At 66.1% G+C, this 22,723-nt stretch carries 21 protein-coding genes; 7 read left to right on the top strand and 14 right to left on the bottom strand.

The window, feature by feature from the left end; all coding sequences use genetic code 11:
- Positions 1–87 precede the first annotated feature (87 nt).
- From J6500_RS02700 to J6500_RS02675, 6 genes are all read right to left on the bottom strand, one after another.
- The gene (locus J6500_RS02700) at positions 88–1,731 is read right to left on the bottom strand and encodes a GMC family oxidoreductase (protein WP_225711123.1); all 1,644 of its coding nucleotides are present in this window, start codon (positions 1,729–1,731) and stop codon (positions 88–90) included.
- 27 nt (positions 1,732–1,758) lie between these two features.
- Entirely contained in the window at positions 1,759–2,352 is a 594-nt protein-coding gene (locus tag J6500_RS02695; protein WP_225711122.1) for a GNAT family N-acetyltransferase, read from the bottom strand.
- Positions 2,353–2,454: 102 nt separating this feature from the next.
- Positions 2,455–3,381 carry an SMP-30/gluconolactonase/LRE family protein gene (locus J6500_RS02690; RefSeq protein ID WP_225711121.1) on the bottom strand — a complete coding sequence of 309 codons (927 nt, stop codon included), beginning with the start codon at positions 3,379–3,381 and terminating at the stop codon, positions 2,455–2,457.
- A gap of 155 nt (positions 3,382–3,536) precedes the next feature.
- Entirely contained in the window at positions 3,537–4,424 is an 888-nt protein-coding gene (locus J6500_RS02685; RefSeq protein WP_225711120.1) for a 4-(cytidine 5'-diphospho)-2-C-methyl-D-erythritol kinase, read from the bottom strand.
- A 256-nt stretch (positions 4,425–4,680) separates the two neighbouring features.
- Entirely contained in the window at positions 4,681–6,468 is a 1,788-nt protein-coding gene (locus J6500_RS02680; protein WP_225711495.1) for a tetratricopeptide repeat protein, read from the bottom strand.
- A gap of 373 nt (positions 6,469–6,841) precedes the next feature.
- Complete coding sequence (locus J6500_RS02675; RefSeq protein WP_225711494.1) at positions 6,842–8,503, bottom strand: electron transfer flavoprotein-ubiquinone oxidoreductase; 1,662 nt, start codon at positions 8,501–8,503, stop codon at positions 6,842–6,844.
- A 192-nt stretch (positions 8,504–8,695) separates the two neighbouring features.
- Between J6500_RS02675 and J6500_RS02670 the strand changes: the two genes are divergently transcribed.
- Entirely contained in the window at positions 8,696–9,520 is an 825-nt protein-coding gene (locus J6500_RS02670) for a uracil-DNA glycosylase (protein WP_225711493.1), read from the top strand.
- Between the two features lie 98 nt (positions 9,521–9,618).
- Here the strand turns inward: J6500_RS02670 and J6500_RS02665 are convergent, their stop codons facing one another.
- From J6500_RS02665 to J6500_RS02650, 4 genes are all read right to left on the bottom strand, one after another.
- Positions 9,619–11,124 (bottom strand): glycosyltransferase family 39 protein, encoded by a 1,506-nt coding sequence (locus tag J6500_RS02665; RefSeq protein WP_225711119.1) that lies wholly within the window; start codon positions 11,122–11,124, stop codon positions 9,619–9,621.
- Between the two features lie 251 nt (positions 11,125–11,375).
- Positions 11,376–12,155 carry a ribonuclease HII gene (rnhB, locus tag J6500_RS02660; protein WP_225711118.1) on the bottom strand — a complete coding sequence of 260 codons (780 nt, stop codon included), beginning with the start codon at positions 12,153–12,155 and terminating at the stop codon, positions 11,376–11,378.
- 154 nt (positions 12,156–12,309) lie between these two features.
- A complete protein-coding gene (locus J6500_RS02655) occupies positions 12,310–12,693 on the bottom strand; it encodes a VOC family protein (protein WP_225711117.1) in 384 nt (127 codons plus the stop codon).
- Positions 12,694–12,746: 53 nt separating this feature from the next.
- Positions 12,747–13,913, bottom strand: coding sequence for a PA0069 family radical SAM protein (locus J6500_RS02650; protein ID WP_225711116.1), 1,167 nt, complete (start codon positions 13,911–13,913; stop codon positions 12,747–12,749).
- A gap of 160 nt (positions 13,914–14,073) precedes the next feature.
- Here J6500_RS02650 and J6500_RS02645 point away from each other — a divergent pair, with 160 nt between their 5' ends.
- Together J6500_RS02645 and J6500_RS02640 are read left to right on the top strand one after the other, a co-directional pair.
- Positions 14,074–14,643: a glycosyltransferase family protein gene (locus J6500_RS02645; RefSeq protein WP_225711115.1), complete on the top strand. Its 570-nt coding sequence runs from the start codon at positions 14,074–14,076 to the stop codon at positions 14,641–14,643.
- Positions 14,644–14,699: 56 nt separating this feature from the next.
- Complete coding sequence (locus J6500_RS02640) at positions 14,700–15,623, top strand: bifunctional helix-turn-helix transcriptional regulator/GNAT family N-acetyltransferase (protein WP_225711114.1); 924 nt, start codon at positions 14,700–14,702, stop codon at positions 15,621–15,623.
- 269 nt (positions 15,624–15,892) lie between these two features.
- Here J6500_RS02640 and moaB read toward each other — a convergent pair whose 3' ends face one another.
- Complete coding sequence (gene moaB, locus J6500_RS02635; protein ID WP_225711113.1) at positions 15,893–16,453, bottom strand: molybdenum cofactor biosynthesis protein B; 561 nt, start codon at positions 16,451–16,453, stop codon at positions 15,893–15,895.
- 174 nt (positions 16,454–16,627) lie between these two features.
- Positions 16,628–17,566 carry a KPN_02809 family neutral zinc metallopeptidase gene (gene ypfJ / locus J6500_RS02630; RefSeq protein ID WP_225711112.1) on the bottom strand — a complete coding sequence of 313 codons (939 nt, stop codon included), beginning with the start codon at positions 17,564–17,566 and terminating at the stop codon, positions 16,628–16,630.
- Positions 17,567–17,960: 394 nt separating this feature from the next.
- On the opposite strand from ypfJ, the gene J6500_RS02625 reads away from it, so the two are divergent.
- From J6500_RS02625 to J6500_RS02615, 3 genes are all read left to right on the top strand, one after another.
- Positions 17,961–19,094, top strand: coding sequence for a site-specific DNA-methyltransferase (locus tag J6500_RS02625; protein ID WP_225711111.1), 1,134 nt, complete (start codon positions 17,961–17,963; stop codon positions 19,092–19,094).
- A 168-nt stretch (positions 19,095–19,262) separates the two neighbouring features.
- Entirely contained in the window at positions 19,263–19,559 is a 297-nt protein-coding gene (locus J6500_RS02620) for a hypothetical protein (RefSeq protein ID WP_225711110.1), read from the top strand.
- Between the two features lie 133 nt (positions 19,560–19,692).
- Complete coding sequence (locus J6500_RS02615; RefSeq protein ID WP_225711109.1) at positions 19,693–20,379, top strand: glutathione S-transferase family protein; 687 nt, start codon at positions 19,693–19,695, stop codon at positions 20,377–20,379.
- Positions 20,380–20,505: 126 nt separating this feature from the next.
- On the opposite strand, the gene J6500_RS02610 is transcribed toward J6500_RS02615, so the two are convergent.
- A complete protein-coding gene (locus J6500_RS02610; RefSeq protein ID WP_225711108.1) occupies positions 20,506–20,949 on the bottom strand; it encodes a nuclear transport factor 2 family protein in 444 nt (147 codons plus the stop codon).
- 92 nt (positions 20,950–21,041) lie between these two features.
- Here J6500_RS02610 and J6500_RS02605 point away from each other — a divergent pair, with 92 nt between their 5' ends.
- Positions 21,042–21,956 (top strand): LysR family transcriptional regulator, encoded by a 915-nt coding sequence (locus J6500_RS02605; protein ID WP_225711107.1) that lies wholly within the window; start codon positions 21,042–21,044, stop codon positions 21,954–21,956.
- A 67-nt stretch (positions 21,957–22,023) separates the two neighbouring features.
- Here the strand turns inward: J6500_RS02605 and J6500_RS02600 are convergent, their stop codons facing one another.
- Entirely contained in the window at positions 22,024–22,647 is a 624-nt protein-coding gene (locus tag J6500_RS02600) for a glutathione S-transferase family protein (RefSeq protein WP_225711106.1), read from the bottom strand.
- Positions 22,648–22,723: the final 76 nt, after the last annotated feature.

Below are 22,723 nucleotides of genomic sequence, written 5' to 3'. Positions count from 1 at the left end.
CCGAACTCGCGGAGAGTCCCCCTCACCCGAAATTCGCGTCCGCGAATTTCGACCTCTCCCCGCAAGCGGGGCGAGGTAAGAAACGCCTCACGCATATTCCGGCAGCTTCGCCGCGGCTTCGGGCGTCTTGCCGCGGATGATGTCGGAGGCCTTGTCGGCGATCATCAAGGTCGAGGCGTTAAGGTTGGCGGAGATCATGCGCGGCATGATCGAGGCGTCGATCACGCGCAGGCCCTCCATGCCGTGGACCCGGAGCTGGTCATCGACCACGGCCCACGGCGCGTCCGCGGGGCCCATCCGGCAGGTGCAGCCGGGATGGAAGGTGGTGGTGCCGCGCTCGGTCGCGGCGGCGAGCAGCTCCTCGTCGCTCTGCACCTTCGGGCCGGGGAAATCCTCATACGCGTAATACGGCTTGAGCGGCTCGGAGGCGAGCAGCCGCCGCGCCAGCTTCATGCCGGCGACGACGACGCGGCGGTCGATCTCTTCGGCAAGATAGTTGGTCTGGATGATCGGCGGCGCGAACGGATCGGCGGAGCGGATGCGGACATAGCCGCGGCTCTCCGGCCGCTGCTGCCAGGAGGCAACGGTCATGCCGGGCTCGTCCTCGAGCTGGCCCTGCACGCCTTCCTTGTAGCTCGCCGGCGTGAAGGTGAGCTGCAGATCGGAGCTCTCGGTGGTCTCGCCGGAATGCCAGAAGCAGTACACCATGGTCGGCGACAGCGACAGCAGGCCGCGCCGCGTCGTCGCCCATTTCAGCGCCTCGCCCCACAGGCTGAAGCCGCGGCGCAGCTCGTTGATGGTCTTGATGTTCTTGACCCGCGCCACCGAGCGCGGCGCGTAGTGGTCCTGCAGGCCTTCGCCGACACCGGCCAGCGCATGCACCACCTCGATGCCGTGCGACTGCAACAGCTCGGGCGAGCCGACGCCGGAGAGCTGCAAGAGCTGCGGCGAGTTGTAGGCGCCGCCGGAGAGGATGACCTCCTTGTTGGCGCGGATCTCCAGCGGATCGCCATATCTTCCGCCGCGGTTATAGCGCACGCCGACCGCGCGCTTGCCCTCGAAGATGATGCCGGTGACATGCGCATGGGTGCGCACGTCGACATTGGGCCGCCGCCGCGCCGGATGCAGGAACGCGGTCGCGGCGCTGACCCGGCGGCCGTTCAGGATGGTGCGCTGGCAGTACGACACGCCCTCCTGGATCTGGCCGTTGTAATCGGGGTTGCGCGGAATGCCGAGCGAGACCGCGCCCTCCATGAAGGCCTCGCAGAGCGGATCCTTCCAGTCCATCGTGGTGACGGTAAGATTGCCGTCGCGGCCGCGATAGGTGTCGTCGCCCTCACCAATGCGCCGCTCCATCCGCCGGAAATACGGCAGCACGTCGGGATAGCCCCAGCCGCGATTGCCGAGCTGCGCCCAGGTGTCGAAATCCTGGCGCTGGCCGCGGTTGTAGATGTGGCCGTTGATCGAGGACGAGCCGCCGAGCGTCTTGCCGCGCGGCGCATAGATGCTGCGCCCGCCGGTGTAGGGACCGACCTCCTGCTGATAGGCCCAGTTCACGCTCTTCATATGGAATGTCTTGATGAAGCCGGCCGGCAGATGGATGTAGGGATGCCAGTCGCTCGGCCCCGCCTCCAGCACGCAGACCCGCGTGCCCGCGTCTTCGCTCAGCCGATTGGTCAGCACGCTCCCGGCGGAGCCCGCGCCGATGATCACATAGTCGAAGCTTTCCATCGTCCCGTTTCTTGCGCCGACGCGACGTCACCGCGGCTTATCGTTGAGTTGATAATTCAGATGCGCCTTCACCGTCGGCCATTCGCTGGCGATGATGCTGTAAACCACGGTGTCGCGCAACGTGCCGTTGGGCGCGATCTGGTGGCTGCGCAGGATGCCGTCCTGCTTGGCGCCGAGACGCTCGATGCCGCGCCGGCTCTGGTGATTGAAGAAATGGGTGCGGAACTCGACCGCGATGCAGTCGAGCTTCTCGAACGCGTGGGTCAGCAGCAGCAGTTTGCACTGCGTGTTGACCGCGCTGCGCTGCACACGCTTGGCGTACCAGGTCGAGCCGATCTCGACGCGGCGGTTCGGCGTGTCGACATTCATGTAGGTCGACATGCCCGCGATCCTGCCGTCGGCGTCGAACACCGTGAACGGCAGCATCGAGCCGGCTTTTTGCAGGCCGAGCCGGCGGTCGATCTCCCTGCTCATGTTCTCCGGCGTCGGGATCGCGGTGTACCAGAGGTTCGAGAGCTCGCCGTCCTTCACCGCCTCGGTGAGCCCGGCAAGGTGATCGTGCGATAGCGGTTCGAGCCGCGCATGCGCGCCGCGCAGGGTGACCGGTTCAAGCCAGGGCATTCTGGGTCCTTTCCGTCATTGCGAGCGAAGCGAAGCAATCCATTCCTTCCGCGTATGTGGTGGCATGGATTGCTTCGCTTCGCTCGCAATGACGTTGTTAGATCACTTGTTCAAAAAATTCAGAGGCAATCCGCCCCGCGGCCAGTCCATCGCAATCAGCTCGCCCTTGCCCGACAGCGTGATGTAGGCCGTCTTCAACTCGGGGCCGCCGAAGGCGATGTTGGTGGTGACGCGGTCGCCGGTCGGCACCTGCTCGACCAGCGTGCCGTCCGGCGCGATCACCGAGATGCAGCCCGAGACCAGCGTCGCGACGCAGACGTTGCCGTTCGCTTCCACCGCGAGCGAATCGAACATCTGATAGCCGCCGAGGCCCGCGATCGGCTTGCCGCGCTCGCCGCGATAGATGATGTCACGCGGCTTGATGGTGCCGGGCTCGGAGACCTCATAGGCCCACAGCCGCGCAGTCGGCGTCTCCGCGATGTAGACGGTCTTCTCGTCCGGCGACAGGCCGATGCCGTTGGCCGGCAGGATGCCGTGCACGGCTTCGACGATCTCGGCCATGCCGGGCTTCAGATAGTAGAACGCGCCGACATCCATGTCGCGGGCGCGGCGCTTGCCGAGATCGGAGAACCACAGGCCGCCTTGCCTGTCGAACACGAGGTCGTTCGGGCCGCGCAGATCGTGCTCGCCGCACTTGGTCACGACGGTCTCGACCTTGCCGGACTGCAGGTCGACGCGCTGGATCGAGCCGCCGAGATAATCCTCCGGCTGCGGCCCCGGCATGATCATGTTGCGGGTCGGGATCCAGGAGAAGCCGCCGTTGTTGCAGATATAGATCTTGCCGTCGGGACCCAGCGCGGCGCCGTTCGGCCCGCCCGGCACCTTGGCGACGATTTCCTTGCGCCCGTCGGGATACACCCGGGTCAGCCGCTGGCCGCGGATTTCCACCAGCACCACCGAACCATCCGGCATGACGACCGGACCTTCGGGAAATTCCAGATCGGTGGCGAGAACACGGATATTGGCCATTTCATCCTCCCGGCTTGTTTGGCTGCCGGCGGATTCCAGAACGGCCCGCACGCGCAACGGTGTTGTTCATCCCGTTATGGCAAAGTGGATTCGGCTTGCCAAGCAAGCGGCCCGCAAGGCTGCCCGGCGTTGCGGTGGAGGACGGGCTTGCTATTTCAGCTCAGCGTGCCCGCGTGCACCCACCAGCCGGGCTGGGCAGCGCGGAGCTTGTCGCCGGCGGCGGCTGCATCGGCGTCGGTGGCGAAGATCGCAAAGCAGGTGGCGCCGGAGCCGGACATGCGGACGAGACGGGCGCCGCGGGTCTCGCGCAACGCCGACAGCACGTCGCTGATGACCGGCTCGACGCGCGCGGCGGGCGCCTCGAGATCGTTGGTGCCGCTCGCGAGCGCGGCGATCCATTCGTCGATCGCACAGCCGGAAGCGGGCCAGGACGGCGCCTGCATCGCGACATCAGTGGCACCGATCAGAAGCTCGCCGTGGCGCAGGCCGAGCGCGTTGAAGACGTCCTTGGTCGCGACCGGCACGCGCGGATTGACCAGCACGCAGGGCATTGCCGGCAGATCGAGCGGCAAGAGGCCGTCGCCGACGCCAGTCATGTCGCAGGCGCGCGAGGCGACGCACACCGGCACATCGGCACCGGTCTGCAGCGCGACCTCCATGATCCTGGAGTCGTCGAGCGACAATTCGTTGAGCCGCGCCAAGAGGCGCAGCGCGGCCGCGGCATCCGCCGAGCCGCCGCCGATGCCGGCGGCCACCGGCAGCACCTTCTCCAGCGTGAAATGGCCGACCTCGAGGTTGGCGACGCGCTCGCCGAGCAGCCGCGCGGCCTTCAGCACCAGATTATCCGAGGTGTCGCCGCAGGCATCGGCCAGCGGGCCCGCCATCGTCAGCGCCAGCTCCGGGCCCGGCTCCAGCGTGACGCGATCGGCGCAGTCTGCGAACGCGACGACGCTCTCCAGATCGTGAAACCCGTCGGTGCGCCGGCCGACCACCTTCAACGTCAGGTTGACCTTGGCACGTCCCACTTCAACTAGCGCCGGCACGGCGGGAAACCCCTCAAAACAAACATCGTGATGCGATTACAGGAAATCGCCTCACGATCATATCCCTTTGTTTGGTCGGATATTCCGGCACTCCTCGTCATGCCCGGGCTTGACCCGGGCATCCAAATGAAGAGCGTTCGCGAAGGATGGATGGCGGGGTCGAGCCCGGCCATGACAGTGAGAAAAACGTCGATGCCCGGAGCTAGCCGGGCATGACCATCTCATCCAGACTCACCGAGCCTGCGCCCAATCCCGACTAACCGCCCTTGCCGTCGTCGTCCTTCTTCTTGTCGGCGGCGGCGGCCGCCGGCGAGGCGTCGTCGGGCAGGCCGTTGTCGATCTTGGCTTGGATCTTCGGCAATTCGTCCGGCTCCGGCTTGAGGTCGCGCGCATGAGCCCACTGGAATTTGGCTTCCAGGGTGCGGCCGACGCGCCAATAGGCGTCGCCGAGATGGTCGTTGATGGTCGGATCTTCCGGTTTCAGGTCGATGGCGCGCTCGAGGTTCTTCACCGCCTCCTCGAAATTGCCGATGCGGTAGTAAGCCCAACCAAGCGAGTCGACGATGTAGCCGTCGTCGGGGCGCTGCTCGACGGCACGCTTGATCATCTTCATGCCTTCGTCGAGGTTGATACCCTGGTCGATCCAGGAATAGCCGAGATAGTTCAGCACATGCGGCTGCTCGGGCTGCAGCTCGAGCGCCTTGCGCATGTCGGCCTCGGCCTTGTTCCACTGCTTGGAGCGCTCCTCGCAGATGCCGCGATAGTAGTAGGTGACCCAGGCGTTCTTGTCCCCCCCAGGCGGCAGCGCGTCGATCGCCTGCGAATAGGTGGTGGCGCAATCGGCGAACTTCTTGCGGCCGCGCTCGATGTTGCCGAGCGCAAGGATGGCCTCGATGTCCTTGGGGAACTCCGTGGTGACGTCCTTGAGGATCTTGATCGCCTCCTCGCTGCGGTCGGCGGCGTCGAGATTGGTCGCGAGCTGGATCTGCGCGTTGCGCTTCAACGGCGAGGATGCCGGCATCCGCTCGTAGATCTTGATCGCCATCTGCGGCTTCTTCACCGATTCATAGAGGTCGGCGAGCGACAACAGCGCCATCGGGTGGTTGGGCTGCAGATAGAGCGCGAGCTGCAGATAGACCAGCGCGAGGTCCTCGCCGCCGCGCCGGGTCAGCGTCGCGCCGATGCCGTAGAGAGCCTCGGCGGCGCCGGCCTGCGGCGTCTCGACCAGCGGCGGCAGCTTCTTGCCGGCCTTGGTCTCCTTGATGCCTTCCAGCACCAGCGGGTGACGCGGCAGCTTCTTGTCGAAGGCCTCGTAGAGCGCGGTGGCGGCGGCAGCGTCCTTGTTGCGCGAGGTCCAGCGCGCATATTCGTCGACCGTGCGCAGTGCCGTGTCGTCGAGCTTGTAGGTGCGCTCGAGGCGGGCGCCGGCCTCCTTGTCCTTGCCGGACAGCTCGAGGATCATCGCGGCGTGCAGGTCCTTGAAGATCGGATACCAGTCCGGTCCGGCCAGCTTGTCGATCGAGGCGATCGCTGCCTTGGAGTCGCCGGCGCCATAGGCTGCCCAGGACGACAGCAGAGTCGCCACGAGGTCGGTGATCGGACCGCGGATCGACTGGTTGATGTTGGTCTGCGCGGCGGCGTATTTCTTCAGCTTGAGATCGCGCACACCGACGACGAGGCGCGCCACACGGTTGGCCTTGTCCTGGGTCAGGATGCGGTCGGCGAGCTTCACCGCCTCCTCGATGTCGCCGTCGGCGAGCGAGGAGATGAAGGCGCGGTCGAGCAGCTCGGAATTCTTCGGATCGGTGCGCAGCGCCGAACGGTAGAACGCCGCGGCCGAAGTCGCATCGCGCTCGACGCTGGCATGGCGGGCCGCCAGATAGCTGCCGGCCGTGGTCAGCGACTTCAGGTCGTTCTTGGTCGGGAATTGCGCGGCGTTGTCGGAGGGATGGTCGGGCGTTTGGGCCGCGAGTTGCGCTGGGGCGACGAGCGCGGCAGCAGCAACGACGGCAATGGTCAGGCGGTTGAAACGGGAGAACAGCATCACGGTCGCCTTGCTCCAGGGATTTACGGCCACGACGGATTTACGGCCACGATCTCAGTCTCGAAACTGCGAACCCAAGCGGCGGCGTCGGCCAGCGACAATGCCGCTTTTGGCGCGCAACCGCAAGGATAGGCACGATGAATCATTTGGCAGATGAGGCCTTTAGGCCCGCCGATCCAGCCAGCCCCACCGCAAGACGCCGCTACTGTGGCGGTATCGTGGCCGGCCTGCGCACGATCGCGTTGGGAAACAGAGTTCGCGCGAGGAAACACAAGGGGTTGCCGCGCGCTCAGTTCCACCTCTCCCCTCAACAAGGGGAGAGGCGACGCGGAGTTTGTGACAGAAGCCGCAGCGTCCTCACGCAAATGTGCGCCTACATCGCCTCGTAGTTCGGGCCGCCGCCGCCTTCCGGCGGCACCCAGGTGATGTTGCCGTTGGGGTCCTTCACGTCGCAGGTTTTGCAGTGGACGCAGTTCTGGGCGTTGATCTGGAAGCGCGGGCCCGAGCTTTCCTCGACCCATTCATAGACACCAGCCGGGCAGTAGCGGTTGGAAGGCCCGGCGAATACGTCGTGCTCGGAGGTCTTCTGCAAGTTCATGTCGGCGACCTTGAGATGGACCGGTTGGTCCTCCTCATGGTTGGTGTTGGACAGGAATACCGACGACAGCTTGTCGAACGAGATCTTGCCGTCCGGCTTCGGATAGACGATCGGCTGGTGCTGCTTGGCGGCATCCAGCGTCTTGCGGTCGGGTTTGGTGTGCGGCAGCGTGCCGAACAGCGAGAAGCCGAACAGCGAATTGGTCCACATGTCGAGCGCGCCGAGGGGAACGCCGAGCAAGGTGCCGAACTTCGACCACAGCGGCTTGACGTTGCGGATCGTGAACAGGTCCTTGCCGACGGCGGAATCGCGCCAGGCGTTCTCGTAGGAAGTCACCTCGTCATTGGCGCGGCCTTCGGCCAGCGCGGCGGCGACATGCTCGGCGGCGAGCATGCCGGTGCCCATCGCGTTGTGCACGCCCTTGATGCGCGGCACGTTGACGAAGCCGGCCGCGCAGCCCACCAGCGCGCCGCCCGGGAAGGTCAGCCGCGGCACCGACTGGTAGCCGCCTTCGGTGATGGCCCGCGCACCATAGGCGAGCCGTTTGCCGCCCTCGAACACATCGCGGACCGAGGGATGGGTCTTGAAGCGCTGGAATTCGTCGAACGGCGACAGATACGGATTGTCATAGTTCAGATGCACGACGAAGCCGACCGCGACGCGGTTGTCGTCGTAGTGATAGAGGAACGAGCCGCCGCCGGTGGAATTGTTCAGCGGCCAGCCGAACGAGTGCTGGATCAGGCCCTTCTTGTGCTTGGCCGGATCGATCTGCCAGACTTCCTTCAAGCCGATGCCGAATTTCGGCGGCTCGCTCTTGGCGTCGAGCTGGTACTTCGCGATCAGCTGCTTGGACAGCGAGCCGCGCGCGCCCTCGGCGAACAGCGTGTACTTGCCGAGCAGCTCCATGCCGCGGGTGTAGGAATCCTTGTGGCTGCCGTCCTTGGCGATGCCCATGTCGCCGGTGGCGATGCCACGCACCGCGCCCTTGTCGTCATAGAGCACTTCGGCGGCGGCGAAGCCCGGATAGATCTCGACGCCGAGCGCTTCCGCCTTTGGCGCCAGCCAGCGGCAGACATTGCCGAGCGAGCCGATATAGCAGTGATGATTGTCCATCAGCTTCGGCATCGCGAAATTCGGCAGGCGGATCCGGTTGTCGCCGAACATCCAGTAGAAGTGGTCGTCCTTGACCTGGGTCTTCAGGGGGCAGTCAGCATCCTCGCGCCAGTCCGGAATCAGCTTGTCGAGCGAGATCGGATCGATCACCGCACCGGAGAGGATATGCGCGCCGACCTCGGAGCCTTTCTCCACCACGACGATCGACAGTTCCGGATTGATCTGCTTGAGCCGGATCGCGGCCGACAGGCCCGAGGGGCCGGCGCCGACGATGACGACGTCGAATTCCATGGATTCGCGGGGAGGAAGTTCTTCGCTCATGATCTGGTCTCAGCCCATCGAGAACGCTTCTAAGCTTTTCAGGGCCGTTGTTTCCGATTTTTGACGGCAGGACAACCACGGAATTGCGCTTCCAGAGGCATGCACGGGACCGAAGCCGCCCTGCGGCCCTGATCCTTTGCGAAAACCGGCCTGCATTTTTCCCGTTCATGCTCTAGATTGCGCAATATCATGGTCGTGATGCCCGAACCCGCCCCTACATTGCAGCAATTGCTGGCTTTTTACCTCGAGGCCGGGGTCGATTGCGCGCTCGCCGACGAGCCGATCAACCGCCTGGAGGGGGTCGACCCGGTTCCCGCGCCCGCCGCGCCGCGGCCGGTTGCCGCGCTCAACCCGCTGCGGCCGCCGCCGGCGATGCCGGCCGTTCCGCGCAGCGAAATCGTCGCCGCGCCGGATGCGGCGATCGCCTCCGCCCGCGAGGCGGCACGCACCGCGCCGACGCTGGAGGCGCTGCGCGCGCTGATGGAGACGTTCGATGGCTGCGCGCTGCGCCACACCGCGACCAAGCTGGTGTTCGCCGACGGCAATCCGCAGGCGCGCGTAATGTTCGTCGGCGAAGCGCCGGGCCGCGACGAGGACATCGAGGGCCTGCCGTTCGTCGGCCGCTCCGGAAAACTGCTCGACCGCATGATCGCGGCGATCGGGCTCGACCGCAGCAAGGCCTATATCGCCAACGTGATCCCGTGGCGGCCGCCCGGCAACCGCACGCCGACGCCGCAGGAGACGCAGATCTGTCTGCCTTTCATCCAGCGCCAGATCGAGCTGGTGAATCCCGACGTGCTGGTGACGCTCGGCAATCCCTCGACGCAGGCCCTGCTCGGCACCCGCGAAGGCATCATGCGCACGCGCGGCAAATGGCTCGACTACGACACCGGCACGCGCAGCATCCGCGCCATCGCCACGTTCCATCCGGCCTATCTGCTGCGCTCGCCGTCGTACAAGAAGATGTCGTGGCTCGACCTGCGCGCCATCGCGAAGGCGCTGGTACAGGTGAGCGCGTGAAGCCGTAGCCCGGATGAAGCGCAGCGCAATCCGGGAATCTTGTCGCGGATGCTGACCCCGGATTTCGCTTTGCGCTCCATCCGGGCTACGGAACTGCACTACCCCTTCGGCCGCACGATGGCCCAGCCGATCCGCAGCACCGGCAGCCGGCCGTTGACCAGGCGGTCGAACGCGCGCGGCACTTCCGGCACGAGGCCGGGAAAACGCTGCGCGAGCTCGGGCGGCGGCGTGCCGGCGGTGTCCTGCGCGCGCCAGACCACAACGCCGCCGGTCTCGTTGAACTTCGCGATCGACAGCCACGGCGTCCGCTGCGGCGTGGCATCGAGCAGCAGATGCGGACGGCGCGCCGCCATCGCGATCAGGCTGGCGATTTCAGGATCGCCGGCGACCGCGCGCAGGCGCTGATTGGTGCGGCGCTCATAGCTGTCGTCGAAGAAGCGCCCGATCGCGGCCGAAGGCAGCGAGGTCTGCAGTTCCGTGGTGCTGGTCCAGGGCAGGAACAGCGCCGCGGCCACCGCGACCGCGGCAGGTGCTGCGACGGCGCCCGCCCACACCGAACGCAGCAGCCGCTGCCGCCGCAGATGAATCAGGTCGCCGGTCGCGACCACGACCGCGAGCCCCGACATCAGGAGCGCAACGCCGGCGCCGCCGAACACCTGACCGAGATTGAACAGGCCGGCGATGAAGCTTCCCGCGATGGCCGGCGCGAAGGCGAAGAAATAGACGAATCGCTGCGCCAGCGGCCCGACCGCCGGTCGGTAGATGACCGGCGAATCGTCGCCGCTGCGGGCGAACCAGCGCGAATTGAGGATCACCAGCAGCACGATCGCTGCGGTCGCCACGATCAGGCCGCCAAGCACGACGCCCCACCGCCTGGCGCGGGCAGCGAGATCGGCCAACGCAGGCAGCGCCGGCAACGCGATCGCGTCGGCGCGGATCAGCCAGATCAGATAGGGCAGCGCCAGCACGATGATGACGAGCAGCGCGTAGAGCGGATCGATCGCGTGCAGCGTGCGCCGTCCGCGTTCGGTCGCGAGCGCAAAGGCGACCACCAGCAGGATCATGCCGATCGCGGCCGGCGTCGTCAGCAGCAGCAGGCCGCAATCGATCGACCAGGCGAACCAGGCGCTGCGCCGGTTCTGCCCGATCAGTTGCCAGGAGTGCAGCAGCAGCAGCGCCCACAATGGCCGCGCCAGGATCAGCGGGCCAAACTCGACGCTTGGCGAGGAGAACACCACCACCGTCATCGTCAGCAGCACCGCCAGCACGCCCTGCGGCCCGCCGACGACGGCGCGCGCCAGCCGGTAGAAGGCGATGAAGGTGACGATCTCGCAGACCTGCGCGAGCAGATAGACGCCGAAGATATGGTTGCCGGCGGCGCGGTAAGCGATGTCGGCGAGCCAGAACGCCAGCGGCGGCCCCAGCTCGGTGCCGACCTGATATTCGCGGCCGAACGCCAGCACTGTGGCGAGATCGCCGGGCGGGCTGCCGTAGAAGATCAGCGGCAGCAGCAGCCAGATCGCGGCCTGCGCCAGCACCACGACCCACACTACGAGGCGCGGTCGGGCGCGGATCAGTTCGACAACCAGGGAGGTAAACCGCATGAAACGCCTGAAATGCCCCAGCCAGCCGTGTCAGCGGCGTCGTCTTGTCCCGAGCGTTTGATAGACGGCGGCTGCGGTGGAGGCAACCGGCGTACGATGGGCCGGTGCTGCAAACCCAAGTCGGGTGTCATGTCCCGCGAAGGCGGGCATCCGCCGCGGCGGCGCGGCTCCAGCGCTGCTGTCTCTCGGATACTAGATCCGCCCGGTCGAGCCGAGCGTGACGGTTGTGGGCGGGTGAGAGCGCCGCGAACCTACGCCGCTGCGAACGCGACGGCTTCGCTTTCCGGATCGATCGTGAACAGGTCGGGCGTTGCCGGTTCCGGGAAATGCTTCAAGCGCGCCGCGACGACGGGCGCGAAGAAGCTGCGGTGATGGGCGCTGGGGCCGAGCCGGTCAAGCGCCTCGAGATGTTCCGGCACGGCGTAGCCCTTGTGCTGCTCGAAACCGTAGCCCGGGCAATCCAGCGCCAGCGCGCTCATCAGGCGGTCGCGCGTCACTTTGGCGATGATCGAGGCGGCTGCGATCGAGGCGACGAGGCCGTCGCCGCCGATCACGGCCTCGCAGTCGCACGGCGTGGCGAGCTTGTCGCGGCCGTCGACGAAGACGTGTTTCGGCATCTCCGGCAGCGCATGCACCGCGCGGGCCAATGCCCACAGCGAAGCGCGCAGGATGTTGTCGCGATCGATCCGCGCCCGCGACGCCACCACGACCGAATAGGCTGATGTGGCGCAGATCTCCTCGAACAGCTCCTCGCGGCGCTCGGCGGTCAGGCGCTTCGAATCGTCGAGGCCTTTTGGAATCCGATTAGGATCCAGCACCACGGCGGCGGCGACCACGGGACCTGCGAGCGGACCGCGCCCGGCCTCGTCGCAGCCCGCGATCGGCCAGATGCCGCGCTTGATCAGCGCCCGCTCGCGCCGGAAGCTCGGCCGCACGATGACGCGCTTCTCCGGCTTGGCCGATATGGCCGGCTTCTTCGCCGGGGTCTTGGCTGCGCTCTTGGTCGCGTCTTTGGATTTGTCCCGAATCATGCGCCGATCGTGATCGAGCAAGGTCCACGGCGCAACCAGGAACCCGGCGTCCTTCCCCGTTATTCAGCGCAGCTCGCTCTCCTTCACCTCTCCCCGCTCTTTGCGGGAAGAGGTTCGGCGGACAGAAGAGTGCGGGGCGCGAGAGCAGCTTCTGCTAATCCGGCAGCGACGCCCGCCGGTCGGCGCCGATTGTAAAGCCCGGGGCGCGCACCACTTCCCAGGCATGGCCGTCGGGATCGGCGAAATAGCCGCAATAGCCGCCGTAACTGGTCGGCTGTGCGGGCTTCAGCAGCTTTGCGCCCTTGGAGAGCGCGAATGCCATGACGGTATCGACTTCCGCATCTTCGTTGCAGTTCCACGCCAGCGCGACACCATGGAACGCGGCCGGCCGCGGCTGATCGGGCAGCGCAGCGTCGGCGGCGAGCAGATGCCAAGGGAACAGGCCGAGCACGGTGCCGCCGGTGTCGAAGAAGGCGACCTCCTCGCCTTGCAGTTTCGTAGCCCGGATGAGCGAAACGATATCCGGGACCGACCTCACCGCGGAGAGACCTTCCCGGATGCGCTTCGCTCATCCGGGCTACCGGTCCTGCCTTAGAACAAACTCAACTGCTGGCCGTTGCGCTTCGGCTTGGCGAAATGGTCGGTGGTCAGCTTGGTGCGGCGCTTGTTCAGCCCGAGCTTCTCGCAGGCGATTTCGAATCGACGGCCGATCATCCAGGCCATCGGGCCGGTGCCCTTCATCCGCGTGCCCCATTGCGAATCGTAGTCGCGGCCGCCGCGCATGTCGCGGATCAAGGTGAAGACGTGGCGGTAGCGGTCCGGATAGTTCGCCATCAGCCATTCGCGGAAGAGATCGCGGACCTCGAGCGGCAGCCGCAGCAGCACGTAGCTCGCCTCCTTGGCGCCGGCATGCGCGGCGGCATCGAGGATGCGCTCGATCTCGGAATCGTTCAGCGCCGGGATCACGGGCGCGACCATCACAGTGGTCGGGATGCCGGCGTCCGCGAGCCGCTTGATCGCCTCCAGCCGCTTCGGCGGGGTGGACGCGCGCGGCTCCATCGTCCGCGCCAGCTTCGGATCGAGCGTCGTCACCGAGAGCGCGACTTTTGCCAGGTTGCGCTTGGCCATCCGCGCCAGGATGTCGATGTCGCGCGTCACCAGCGCCGACTTGGTGACAATGCCGACCGGATGAGCGGCGCGCTCCAGCACCTCGAGGATGCCGCGCATGATCTTCCGCTCGCGCTCGATCGGCTGATAGGGATCGGTGTTGGTTCCGATCGCGATCATCCGCGCCTCGTAGCCGGGGGCGGCGAGCTCCTTCTCGAGCAGGTCGGGCGCGTCGGGCTTGGCGAACAGCTTTGACTCGAAGTCAAGCCCCGGCGACAGGCCGAGATAGGCATGGGTCGGCCGCGCGAAGCAGTAGATGCAGCCATGCTCGCAGCCGCGATACGGGTTGATCGAACGGTCGAAGCCGATGTCGGGCGAGTCGTTGCGGGTGATCACCTTGCGCGAGGTGTCGAGCGACACGCTGGTCTGGAAGGGCGGCAGGTCGTCGAGGCTTTGCCAGCCGTCGTCGAAGGCGACCCGCGCCTCGGCCTCATAGCGGCCCGAGGCGTTGGACTGCGCACCGCGGCCGCGCCGCCGCTCGCGCTCGATCGCAACCGCGATCTCGGGAAAAGGGGAAGGCGCACCCGCCGGGTTATCGGAGGGCGCCGTTGCCGGCGGGTGCCTGAGGGCATGAGAGGATGCTCTGCTCATGCCGTGAAGCTAACACAGCCTGAGAACAAATCAAGAACATGAGCGTAGAAATTCCACAGGCCCCGTGGCGCAAAAATCTGCAGGCGAGAATGCTGCGCTCAATATGACAAGGTGATAACACAGCGGCGTTTTTCGAACTGTTTGAGCCATCGAAGCCGCCATGCTGAGCGTGATCATCCCGACCGACGGCGTCGAGCGCACCGCAGTCGCGACCCTCGCCGCGCTGGTGCCGGGCGCGGCTGCGGGAATCATCCGCGAGGTGCTGCTGGTCGATCGCACCGGGACCGACGTGATGGAGCGGGTCGCCGACGTCGCCGGCTGCCGCTTCCTCCGGTTCGAGGGCACGCGCGCCGCGGCGCTCGCCGAGGGCGCCCGGCAGGCCCGCTCGCCCTGGCTGATGTTCCTGCATCCGGGCGCCGTCCTCGATCCCGGCTGGATCGACGAGACGACCCAGTTCATCCAGATGGTGGCGGCCAGCGGCAAGGACCGCGCCGGCATCTTCCGCTATGCCCGTTCGCCCTACGCCGACCCGGGCCTGCGCGACGGCCTGAAATTCGTCAGCCGGATGATCGCCGGTCCCTCCGCCGAACAGGGCCTCCTGATCGCGCGCGATCATTACGAGCGGCTCGGCGGCTATCGGCCCGACGCCCGCCGCTCCGAGGCGCGGCTGCTGCGCCAGCTCGGCCGCTCCTCCCGCACCATGTTGCGCAGCCGGATCATGGTCGCCTAAACAATACTTGCCAAAGTCAAATGATTATTTGACAATGGCAAGTATTGAGGAGCGTCATGACCGACATCATGGACCAGGTCGCCGCCGTGCGCGGCTTCAACCGTTTCTACACCCGCAAGCTCGGCGTGCTGGACCAGCACCTGCTGCACTCCCCGTTCTCGCTGAGCGAGGCGCGGGTGCTGTACGAACTCGCCCATCGCGAGGATGCGGCGGCGCGGGATATCGGGATCGAGCTCGGCCTCGACGCCGGCTATCTCAGCCGCATCGTGCAGAAATTCGACGACGACGGGCTGGTCGCGCGCAAGCCGCTGCCGAGCGACCGCCGGCAGATCCGGCTCAACCTCACCGCCAAGGGACGGCAGGCATTCGCGAAGCTCGATCGCGCCTCCCACGACGAGGTCGCGGCGATGCTCGGCGGCCTCGACGACGCCAAGCGCGCGGCCGTCGTCCAGGCGATGGGCACGATCGAACGGTCGCTGGAGCCGGAAGCGAAGAAGCCGGCCGGCTTCCTGCTGCGCAGCCATCGTGTCGGCGACATGGGTTGGGTGGTGTCGCGGCAAGGCCGCGCCTATGCGGAGGAGTATGGCTGGGACATCAGCTACGAGGCTCTGGTCGCCGAGATCTGCGCGCAATTCATCAGATCGTTCGATCCGGCGCGCGAGCATTGCTGGATCGCCGAGATCGAGGGCGAGCCGGTCGGCTCGGTCTTCCTCGTCAACGGCGGCGACGGCGTTGCAAAACTGCGCCTCTTGATGGTGGAGGAGAAGGCGCGCGGGCTCGGCGTCGGCCGCGCGCTGGTCGAACAGTGCATCCGAACCGCGCGCGACAACGGCTACACGAAGATGACGCTGTGGACCCAGAGTATTCTCGTGGCAGCACGCGGCATCTACGCCCGCGCCGGCTTCCAGCGCGTAAAGGAAGAGAAGCACCACAGTTTTGGTGTCGATCTGGTCGGCGAGACCTGGGAGCTCAAACTGTGAAGCCGCAGCGCCGCGAAGCCGCGCGGCGCGTGACGGCGGAGCTCATCACCTTCCATGCGCGCCGGGCCCACGCGCTGCGTGCCGAGGCGTATCGGAATGCGGTGCGGGCGTTGTGGCGCGCAGTGCTGAGATTGGTCGGCGGCAGGTGATCGGCTCCTGCGCAAAGAGTCCGTAGCCCGGATGCAGCGCAGCGCAATCCGGGACGGTGCCGCGGGAGAGACTGCCCCGGATTACGCTGCGCTGCATCCGGGCTACGGACGGAAGAATGGCTACGCGCTGGCGCCCTTGGCTTTCGGGCGGCGCAGATGCTCGTCCAGCCGCGGCATGATCTCGACGAAATTACAGGGGCGCGTGCGGTAGTCGAGCTGTGCGGCCAGGATGCCGTCCCAGCCGTCGCGACAGGCGCCGGGCGAGCCCGGCAGGCAGAAGATGAAGGTCGCGCCGGCGACGCCGGCGGTGGCGCGGCTCTGGATCGTCGACGCGCCGATCTTGGCGTGGCTCAGCATGTGGAAGGCAATCGAAAAGCCGTCCATCCGCTTCTCGAACAGCGGCTCGACCGCCTCCGGCGTGACGTCGCGGCCGGTGAAGCCGGTGCCGCCGGTGGTGATGACGGCATCGACGCCGTCATCGGCGATCCAGCGCCGGATCACCGCGCGGATCGCCTCGACATCGTCGGTGACGATCTCGCGCGCCGCGAGCTTGTGCCCGGCCGCGGTGAGACGGTCGGCGAGCGTAGTGCCGGACTTGTCGTCCGCGAGGCTGCGGGTGTCGGAGATCGTCAGCACCGCGATGTTGAGCGGGATGAAGGTTTTGGTTTCGTCGATGGCCATGTTTGCTCTCTCGCTCCCTCTCCCACTTGCGGGGGAGGGTTGGGGTGGGGATGTCACCACGAGTCATTCTGTGGAGAGAGCCCCCACCCGCTTCGTATCTTTCGATGCGAAGCGACCTCCCCCGCAAGCGGAAGAGGTGAACTGCGTTCGCGGCTCCACCTCCACCAACAGCGGCTACCCGCCGCTGCCAAACGTATTGCACGACTGCACCGTGCCCTGTTGATAGCCTCGCATGAACCATTCCTTGCGCTGCGCAGCGGAGCCGTGAGTGAAGGAGTCGGGGACCACCCTGCCCGTCGCCTGGCGTTGCAGCGTGTCGTCGCCGATCGCGTTCGCGGTGGTCAGCGCGGCGTCGATGTCGCCGGCCTCGAGGAAGCCGGGCCGCTTCTTCTCCTCGCGGTTGACCCAGACGCCGGACAGGCAGTCGGCCTGCAACTCGACGCGGACCTGCAGCGCGTTGGCCTCCGCCTTGCTGCCGGCCTGCTGCTGCAGCCGCGTCACGCGCGGGATGATGCCGAGCAGGTTCTGGATGTGGTGGCCGGCCTCATGCGCGATGATATAGGCCGCGGTGAACTTGCAGGCGTTGCCGGAGCAGCCGCGGAAGCGGGTCTCGACTTCGCGGAAGAAGCCGGTGTCGAGATAGATGGTCTTGTCCGGCGGGCAGTAGAACGGCCCCATCGCCGACTGTGCCATGCCGCAGCGGCCGCCATTGGTGGCGTTGCGGAACAGCACGATCTTCGGACCGGTGTAGTTCTGGCCGGAGGCCTGGAAGATCTCGCTCCAGCGATCGTCGATCTCACCGAGGATACCTGAGATCATGCTGCCCATCTCGTCGGTGGGCGCGCCGCGCTTGACCTGGCCGCCCGACGACTGCCGGTCGGTCTGGTAGGTCGGCGCCTGGCCGCCGCCGGTCAAAATCTCGGCCCCGCCGATCAGGATGCGCGGATCGATGCCGAAGGCATAGCCGAGCAGGCCGAGCACAATGATGGTGCCGATGCCGAGCCCGCCACCGCCGCCCATCGGGATGCCGAATCCGCCGCCGCCTCCGCCCATTCCGCCTTCGTCGCGACGGTCCTCGATGTCGTCGCTGCGGCGGAAGTCATCATAGCGCATGGCGGTTTCCCTTCATTCCAGTCGGTGACCCAACGCGGCACACACGGACGTAAAATTTCCAGTGTGTTAATCAATAACCTGCCCGGCAAAAATTGCCTAGTACGCGAATGCGCAAGTCCGCACCGCGCAACCGGCCCTGCCGCCGCGCAAATCCTCGGCCGAATCCTCGGGGAGAATCGCGACGGATTCGTGATCCTCGAAGTTTTCGTCGCATCGCATTGACGCAGCAAGCAGGTTGCGAACGCACATGCGCACGCGCCAACATTGGGGCCGCAATCTTTGACGCGAACATTTCCAATTAAGTCGATTTTTACTTTGCCCGGTCAATGTGTGGCCAGTCGGTTGTTTAGTCCCGCGTCGCCGACAGCGTCGCCTGAGTCAGAGTTCTTGAGTCATGGTAGTGTCGCGTCGCGGGGCGTCTGCAAAGGCGCCCCGCACTAAATTTGAGAGTGCCCCGTCGGTCCGGATCGTCGTTGGCGATTGCGTGGCCGAGCTGTCGAAGCTGCCGGCCGCCTCGGTCGACCTGGTCTTCGCCGATCCTCCCTACAATCTGCAGCTCAAGGGCGAACTGAAGCGCCCCGACGAGTCGCATGTCGATGCGGTCGACGACGCGTGGGACAAGTTCTCCTCGTTCGCCGCCTATGACGATTTCACCCGCGCCTGGCTGCTCGCCTGCCGCCGCGTGATGAAGCCGTCGGCGACGCTGTGGGTGATCGGCTCCTATCACAACATCTTCCGCGTCGGCGCCATCATGCAGGACCTCGGGTTCTGGCTGCTCAACGACATCGTGTGGCGCAAGTCGAACCCGATGCCGAACTTCCGCGGCCGCCGCTTCACCAACGCGCACGAGACCATGATCTGGGCCGCGCGCGACGAGAAGGCCAAGGGCTACACCTTCAACTACGAAGCGCTGAAGGCGGCCAATGAGGACGTGCAGGCACGCTCCGACTGGCTGATCCCGCTGTGCACCGGCGAAGAGCGTCTCAAGGGCGCCGACGGCAAGAAGGTGCATCCGACGCAGAAGCCCGAGCAGCTGCTTGCCCGCGTGCTGCTGTCGTCGTCGAAGCCCGGCGATCTCGTGATCGATCCGTTCAACGGCACCGGCACCACCGGCGCGGTCGCCAAGCGGCTGGGCCGCAACTATATCGGCTTCGAGCGCGACAGGGCCTACGCTGCCGCCGCCGAGGCGCGGATCGCCGCGATCGAGCCGCTGCCGGAAGCCACGCTGGCGCCGTTCATGACGGCGCGCGAGGCCCCGCGCGTCGCATTCTCCGAGCTGATCGAGCGTGGCATGATCCTGCCCGGCGCAAAACTGGTCGACGCCAAGAGGCGCCACGGCGCGCTGGTCCGCGCCGACGGTGCCATCATGCTCGGCGACAAGGTCGGCTCGATCCACCGCATCGGCGCCGTCGCACAGGGCTCGGGAGCCTGCAACGGCTGGACCTTCTGGCATGTCGAGACCAAGAACGGCCTCAAGCTGATCGACGAACTGCGCGCTGAGATCCGCTCCGGGATGGCCGCGGGCTGAGCTGCGGGCCGAGCAACTTGACGTCTGGCCGTCAACGCGAGCGGCAGCCGGCGCCCTTGCTTGCGGCGGTCCCTGGCCTGACCGGGGCCTGATGCGACCGCGTTAAGCATCCGGGGCGGCGGAGGCCACGGGCTACCGCTCGGCCGTCATTTCGCGACATTGCTGCTCGTGCCGTTGTTGCCGATCTTCCTGCTCGGCATGTTTCCGATGCTGCTGATCGGCTTGCTCGGCTTTTTCGGCCTCATCATCTTCGGCGTGCTGCTCGTATGCGTCGGACTGACGCTCGGGCTCGAGGCGCATGGCGAATTCAACGAAGGGATCATCGTGCACGGCTATGCGCGCGGCTCCGAGCGCGCGACGCAGGCATCCCGCCTGCATGCCGCGATCCGTTCCGCGGCGGTGCTGAAGGCTGCCGGACTGGCACTGATCGCCACCGGCGTCGCGGGCTTCTTCTGCTCCGGCTGACCAGCGCGCCGCGCGGCCCTGATTCACAAACTCGTCGCTTGCGCCGCGCGGCGAAGTTTGCGCATGAAGGGCCGCCTGCAGCCGTCCTGGCGCGTCCCGATCTCGCCGGTCACATCATCAAGGGAGTCCATTCATGATCAAATTCTATTTCAACGGCGCACCGAACCCGATGAAGGTCGCGCTGTTCCTCGAAGAGTCCGGCCTGCCCTACGAGGCGATCCCGGTCGACACCCGCAAGGGCGAGCAGTTCGCGCCCGACTTCCTGAAGGTCAATCCGAACGGCAAGGTGCCGGCGATCGACGATGACGGCGTGTTCGTGTTCGACAGCAACGCCATTCTGCTCTACCTCGCCGAGGAGCACGGCAAGTTCCTGCCCGCCAACACGCCGGCCAACCGCGCCGCGACGCTGTCTTGGCTGATGTTCATCGCAACCGGCCTCGGCCCCTATTCCGGCCAAGCCGTGCACTTCAAGCACTTTGCGCCGAAGGATCTCGACTACGCCCACAACCGCTATCAGTACGAGGCGCATCGCCACTACAAGATCCTCGACGATCATCTGGCGAAGTCGCGCTACATGATCGGCGACAGTTACACGATCGTCGACATGGCGTTCTGGGGCTGGGTCCGCATGGCGACGTTCATCCTCGGCGAGGAAGGTTTCGCGAAGTATCCGAACGTCAAGCGGCTGCTCGACGAGATCTCGGCGCGGCCGGCGGCAGCCCGCGCCAATGCGTTGAAGGACAAGCACACCTTCAAGGCCGAGATGGACGACGAGGCCCGCAACATCATGTTCGGTCACCTCAAGAACAAGGTGGCATGACGCCGGTTTGTTGCACGCTGCGCAGGGTGGGCAAAGGCGCGTAAGCGCTGTGCCCACCCTAGGTAGGCGCTCATGGCGGCCAATACAGCTTGGCCCTGTCGGGCCGCCAAGATGCTCATCAACGGCTCAGCCTGCCGCCCGCACCGCGGCCGCCGGGAACGGGCCCAGCGCCTTCTCGGTCAGCGCCGAGTCGCAATACTCCCGCACTTCCTTGATCCGGCCGCCGTCGAAGCGGAACACCAGGCAGTAGTCATTGTCGTAGCGCTGCCCCTCCCTGGTCAGGTTGTCGCCCTTGGCCTCGACCACGACGATGTCGCCGTCGGCAACGATGCGATGGGCGATGGTGCGGCCGCGCTCGACCAGCTTTGAACGGACATGGCCGTGCAGGTCGGTCATGATCGATTGCTTGCCGGTGAAGCTGCGCGACCAGGAATACTGCCCAGTCACGGTCCAGACCGCGTCGTCGGCGAGCGAGGCCATGAACAGCGATTTCTCGCGCACCGCGGGATCGGGATCGCCGGCGATCGCGAACATCTCCTGCACCAGTTTCTTGTTATCGGCTGCGCTCATGGCGGCTCTCCATCGACGGGGTTGGTGAGACATCCTTGCCGCGCCCGTGCACATTCTTCCAATCGATAGTTGATATGATATATATTCATCTGATGAATTTGAATTCACTCGACCTCAACCTGCTGGTCGCGCTCGACGCGCTGCTGAAGGAAACAAGCGTCAGCCGCGCCGCGATGCGCCTGCATCTGTCGCAGCCGGCGACCAGCCACGCGCTGCAACGCTTGCGCGATCTGCTCGGCGATCCCTTGCTGGTGCGCAACGGGGCGCGAATGGAGCTGACGCCGCGGGCCCAGGCTTTGCGCGCGCCGCTGGCACACGCGCTCGACCAGGTGCGCGCGCTGTTCGTGCCCGACGAGTTCGACGCTAAGAGCAGCGAGCGGCATTTCCGCCTGATGATGCCGGACCTCGCGGTCGAGCTGTTGATGCCGCCGCTGATGGAGAAGGTGACGCGGCTGGCGCCAAGCGTCACCATCGACGTGGTGCCGTGGCGGGGACCTGCAATCTTTGCCCCGGAATTTGCCCGCACCATCGACGTCGTGATCTCGATCGGCAACTCCTTCAAGGGCTTTCATCGCCAGTTGCTCTACACCGACAGCGACGCGCTCGCGGTGCGCCGCGGTTATCCGGCTGGCGAAAAGCTGAAGCAGCGCGAGGCGTTCCTCGCCGCGCGGCATGTCGCTGTGATCATCCGCGGCCAGAACGAGGACCTGATCGACAGCTGGCTGCGCACCAAGGGCATCGAGCGGCGGATCGCGCTGGTGGTGCCCGGCTATATCGAGGCGCTGCACGTCACCGCGCGCACCGACCTCGTCGCCTTCGTGCCGCGGCGGCTGATCTCGGCATTGTCCAGACAACTGTCGCTGACGACGGTGACGCCGCCGCTCGATCCGGGGATCGACGAGCAGTACATGTTCTATCCGACGCGGGCGCAGATGGACCCCGGCTCGATCTGGCTGCGCAAGCTGATGCTGGAGACCGGACGGGAGCTGGAGGCGCGGAAGAAGTAGATTCGACGAACTCCCTCCCCACGTCGTCCCGGCCTTCGCCGGGACGACTCTGAGTGTGCGATTAGCGCTATCCGCCCTTCTGCTCGGCCAGCACCTTCTGCACGGCCGGCCGCTGCTCCATCCGTTCCTTGTGCGCCTTCACCTTCGGCAGGGTCGCGATGTCGACGCCGTCGCCGTCGAGCCAGGTGGTCAGCGTGTAGAGATAGGGATCGCAGACCGTGTAGCTGTCGCCCATCACCCACGGCCCCTTCAGCATGTCGCGCTCGATCAGGCCGAAGCTCGCGGCCATGGTCTTCGACACCATCGACTTCATATCAGCAAACGAGGTCTCCTGCGTCGCCCAGCGATAGCCGCGCCCCTTGTGGGCGTGGTTCACATGGACGGTAGAGCAGAGATAGGAGTTGAACGCCTGCACCCTGGCGAACTCGAAGACGTCGTCGAGCGGCGCCAGCTTGGCCTGCGGAAAGCTCTGCGCGATGTAGGCCAGGATCGCCGGCGTCTCGGTCAGCACGCCGCGATCCGTCACCAGCGTCGGCACCCGGCCCTTCGGATTGATCTTGAGATATTCCGGGCTGTTCTGCTGGTTGGTCTTGAAGTCGAGCCGCTCGACCGTATGGGACGCGCCGGCCTCGACCAGCGCGATGTGGGACGCGAGCGCGCAGGTGCCGGGGACGTAGTAGAGCTTGAGCATATTGCGGTCCTCTCCGAGCCTTGTCGGTTCATACAGAACCCGGCTCTGGTCGTTGTTCTGACGCGGCGGAGACTAT

The sequence above is a fragment of the Bradyrhizobium semiaridum genome, assembly GCF_020329505.1.
GTDB classification, from domain to species: domain Bacteria; phylum Pseudomonadota; class Alphaproteobacteria; order Rhizobiales; family Xanthobacteraceae; genus Bradyrhizobium; species Bradyrhizobium semiaridum.
This window is presented reverse-complemented; position numbering and strand designations above follow the sequence as displayed.

What these genes read in the sequence shown, in the direction of transcription:
- J6500_RS02700 (WP_225711123.1), bottom strand. Translation starts at nt 1,731, where the DNA reads ATGGAAAGCTTCGACTATGTGATCATCGGCGCGGGCTCCGCCGGGAGC.
- J6500_RS02695 (WP_225711122.1), bottom strand. Translation starts at nt 2,352, where the DNA reads ATGCCCTGGCTTGAACCGGTCACCCTGCGCGGCGCGCATGCGCGGCTC.
- J6500_RS02690 (WP_225711121.1), bottom strand. Translation starts at nt 3,381, where the DNA reads ATGGCCAATATCCGTGTTCTCGCCACCGATCTGGAATTTCCCGAAGGT.
- J6500_RS02680 (WP_225711495.1), bottom strand. Translation starts at nt 6,468, where the DNA reads ATGCTGTTCTCCCGTTTCAACCGCCTGACCATTGCCGTCGTTGCTGCT.
- J6500_RS02665 (WP_225711119.1), bottom strand. Translation starts at nt 11,124, where the DNA reads ATGCGGTTTACCTCCCTGGTTGTCGAACTGATCCGCGCCCGACCGCGC.
- rnhB (WP_225711118.1), bottom strand. Translation starts at nt 12,155, where the DNA reads ATGATTCGGGACAAATCCAAAGACGCGACCAAGAGCGCAGCCAAGACC.
- J6500_RS02650 (WP_225711116.1), bottom strand. Translation starts at nt 13,913, where the DNA reads ATGAGCAGAGCATCCTCTCATGCCCTCAGGCACCCGCCGGCAACGGCG.
- J6500_RS02645 (WP_225711115.1), top strand. Translation starts at nt 14,074, where the DNA reads ATGCTGAGCGTGATCATCCCGACCGACGGCGTCGAGCGCACCGCAGTC.
- J6500_RS02640 (WP_225711114.1), top strand. Translation starts at nt 14,700, where the DNA reads ATGACCGACATCATGGACCAGGTCGCCGCCGTGCGCGGCTTCAACCGT.
- moaB (WP_225711113.1), bottom strand. Translation starts at nt 16,453, where the DNA reads ATGGCCATCGACGAAACCAAAACCTTCATCCCGCTCAACATCGCGGTG.
- ypfJ (WP_225711112.1), bottom strand. Translation starts at nt 17,566, where the DNA reads ATGCGCTATGATGACTTCCGCCGCAGCGACGACATCGAGGACCGTCGC.
- J6500_RS02625 (WP_225711111.1), top strand. Translation starts at nt 17,961, where the DNA reads ATGGTAGTGTCGCGTCGCGGGGCGTCTGCAAAGGCGCCCCGCACTAAA.
- J6500_RS02615 (WP_225711109.1), top strand. Translation starts at nt 19,693, where the DNA reads ATGATCAAATTCTATTTCAACGGCGCACCGAACCCGATGAAGGTCGCG.
- J6500_RS02610 (WP_225711108.1), bottom strand. Translation starts at nt 20,949, where the DNA reads ATGAGCGCAGCCGATAACAAGAAACTGGTGCAGGAGATGTTCGCGATC.
- J6500_RS02605 (WP_225711107.1), top strand. Translation starts at nt 21,042, where the DNA reads ATGAATTTGAATTCACTCGACCTCAACCTGCTGGTCGCGCTCGACGCG.
- J6500_RS02600 (WP_225711106.1), bottom strand. Translation starts at nt 22,647, where the DNA reads ATGCTCAAGCTCTACTACGTCCCCGGCACCTGCGCGCTCGCGTCCCAC.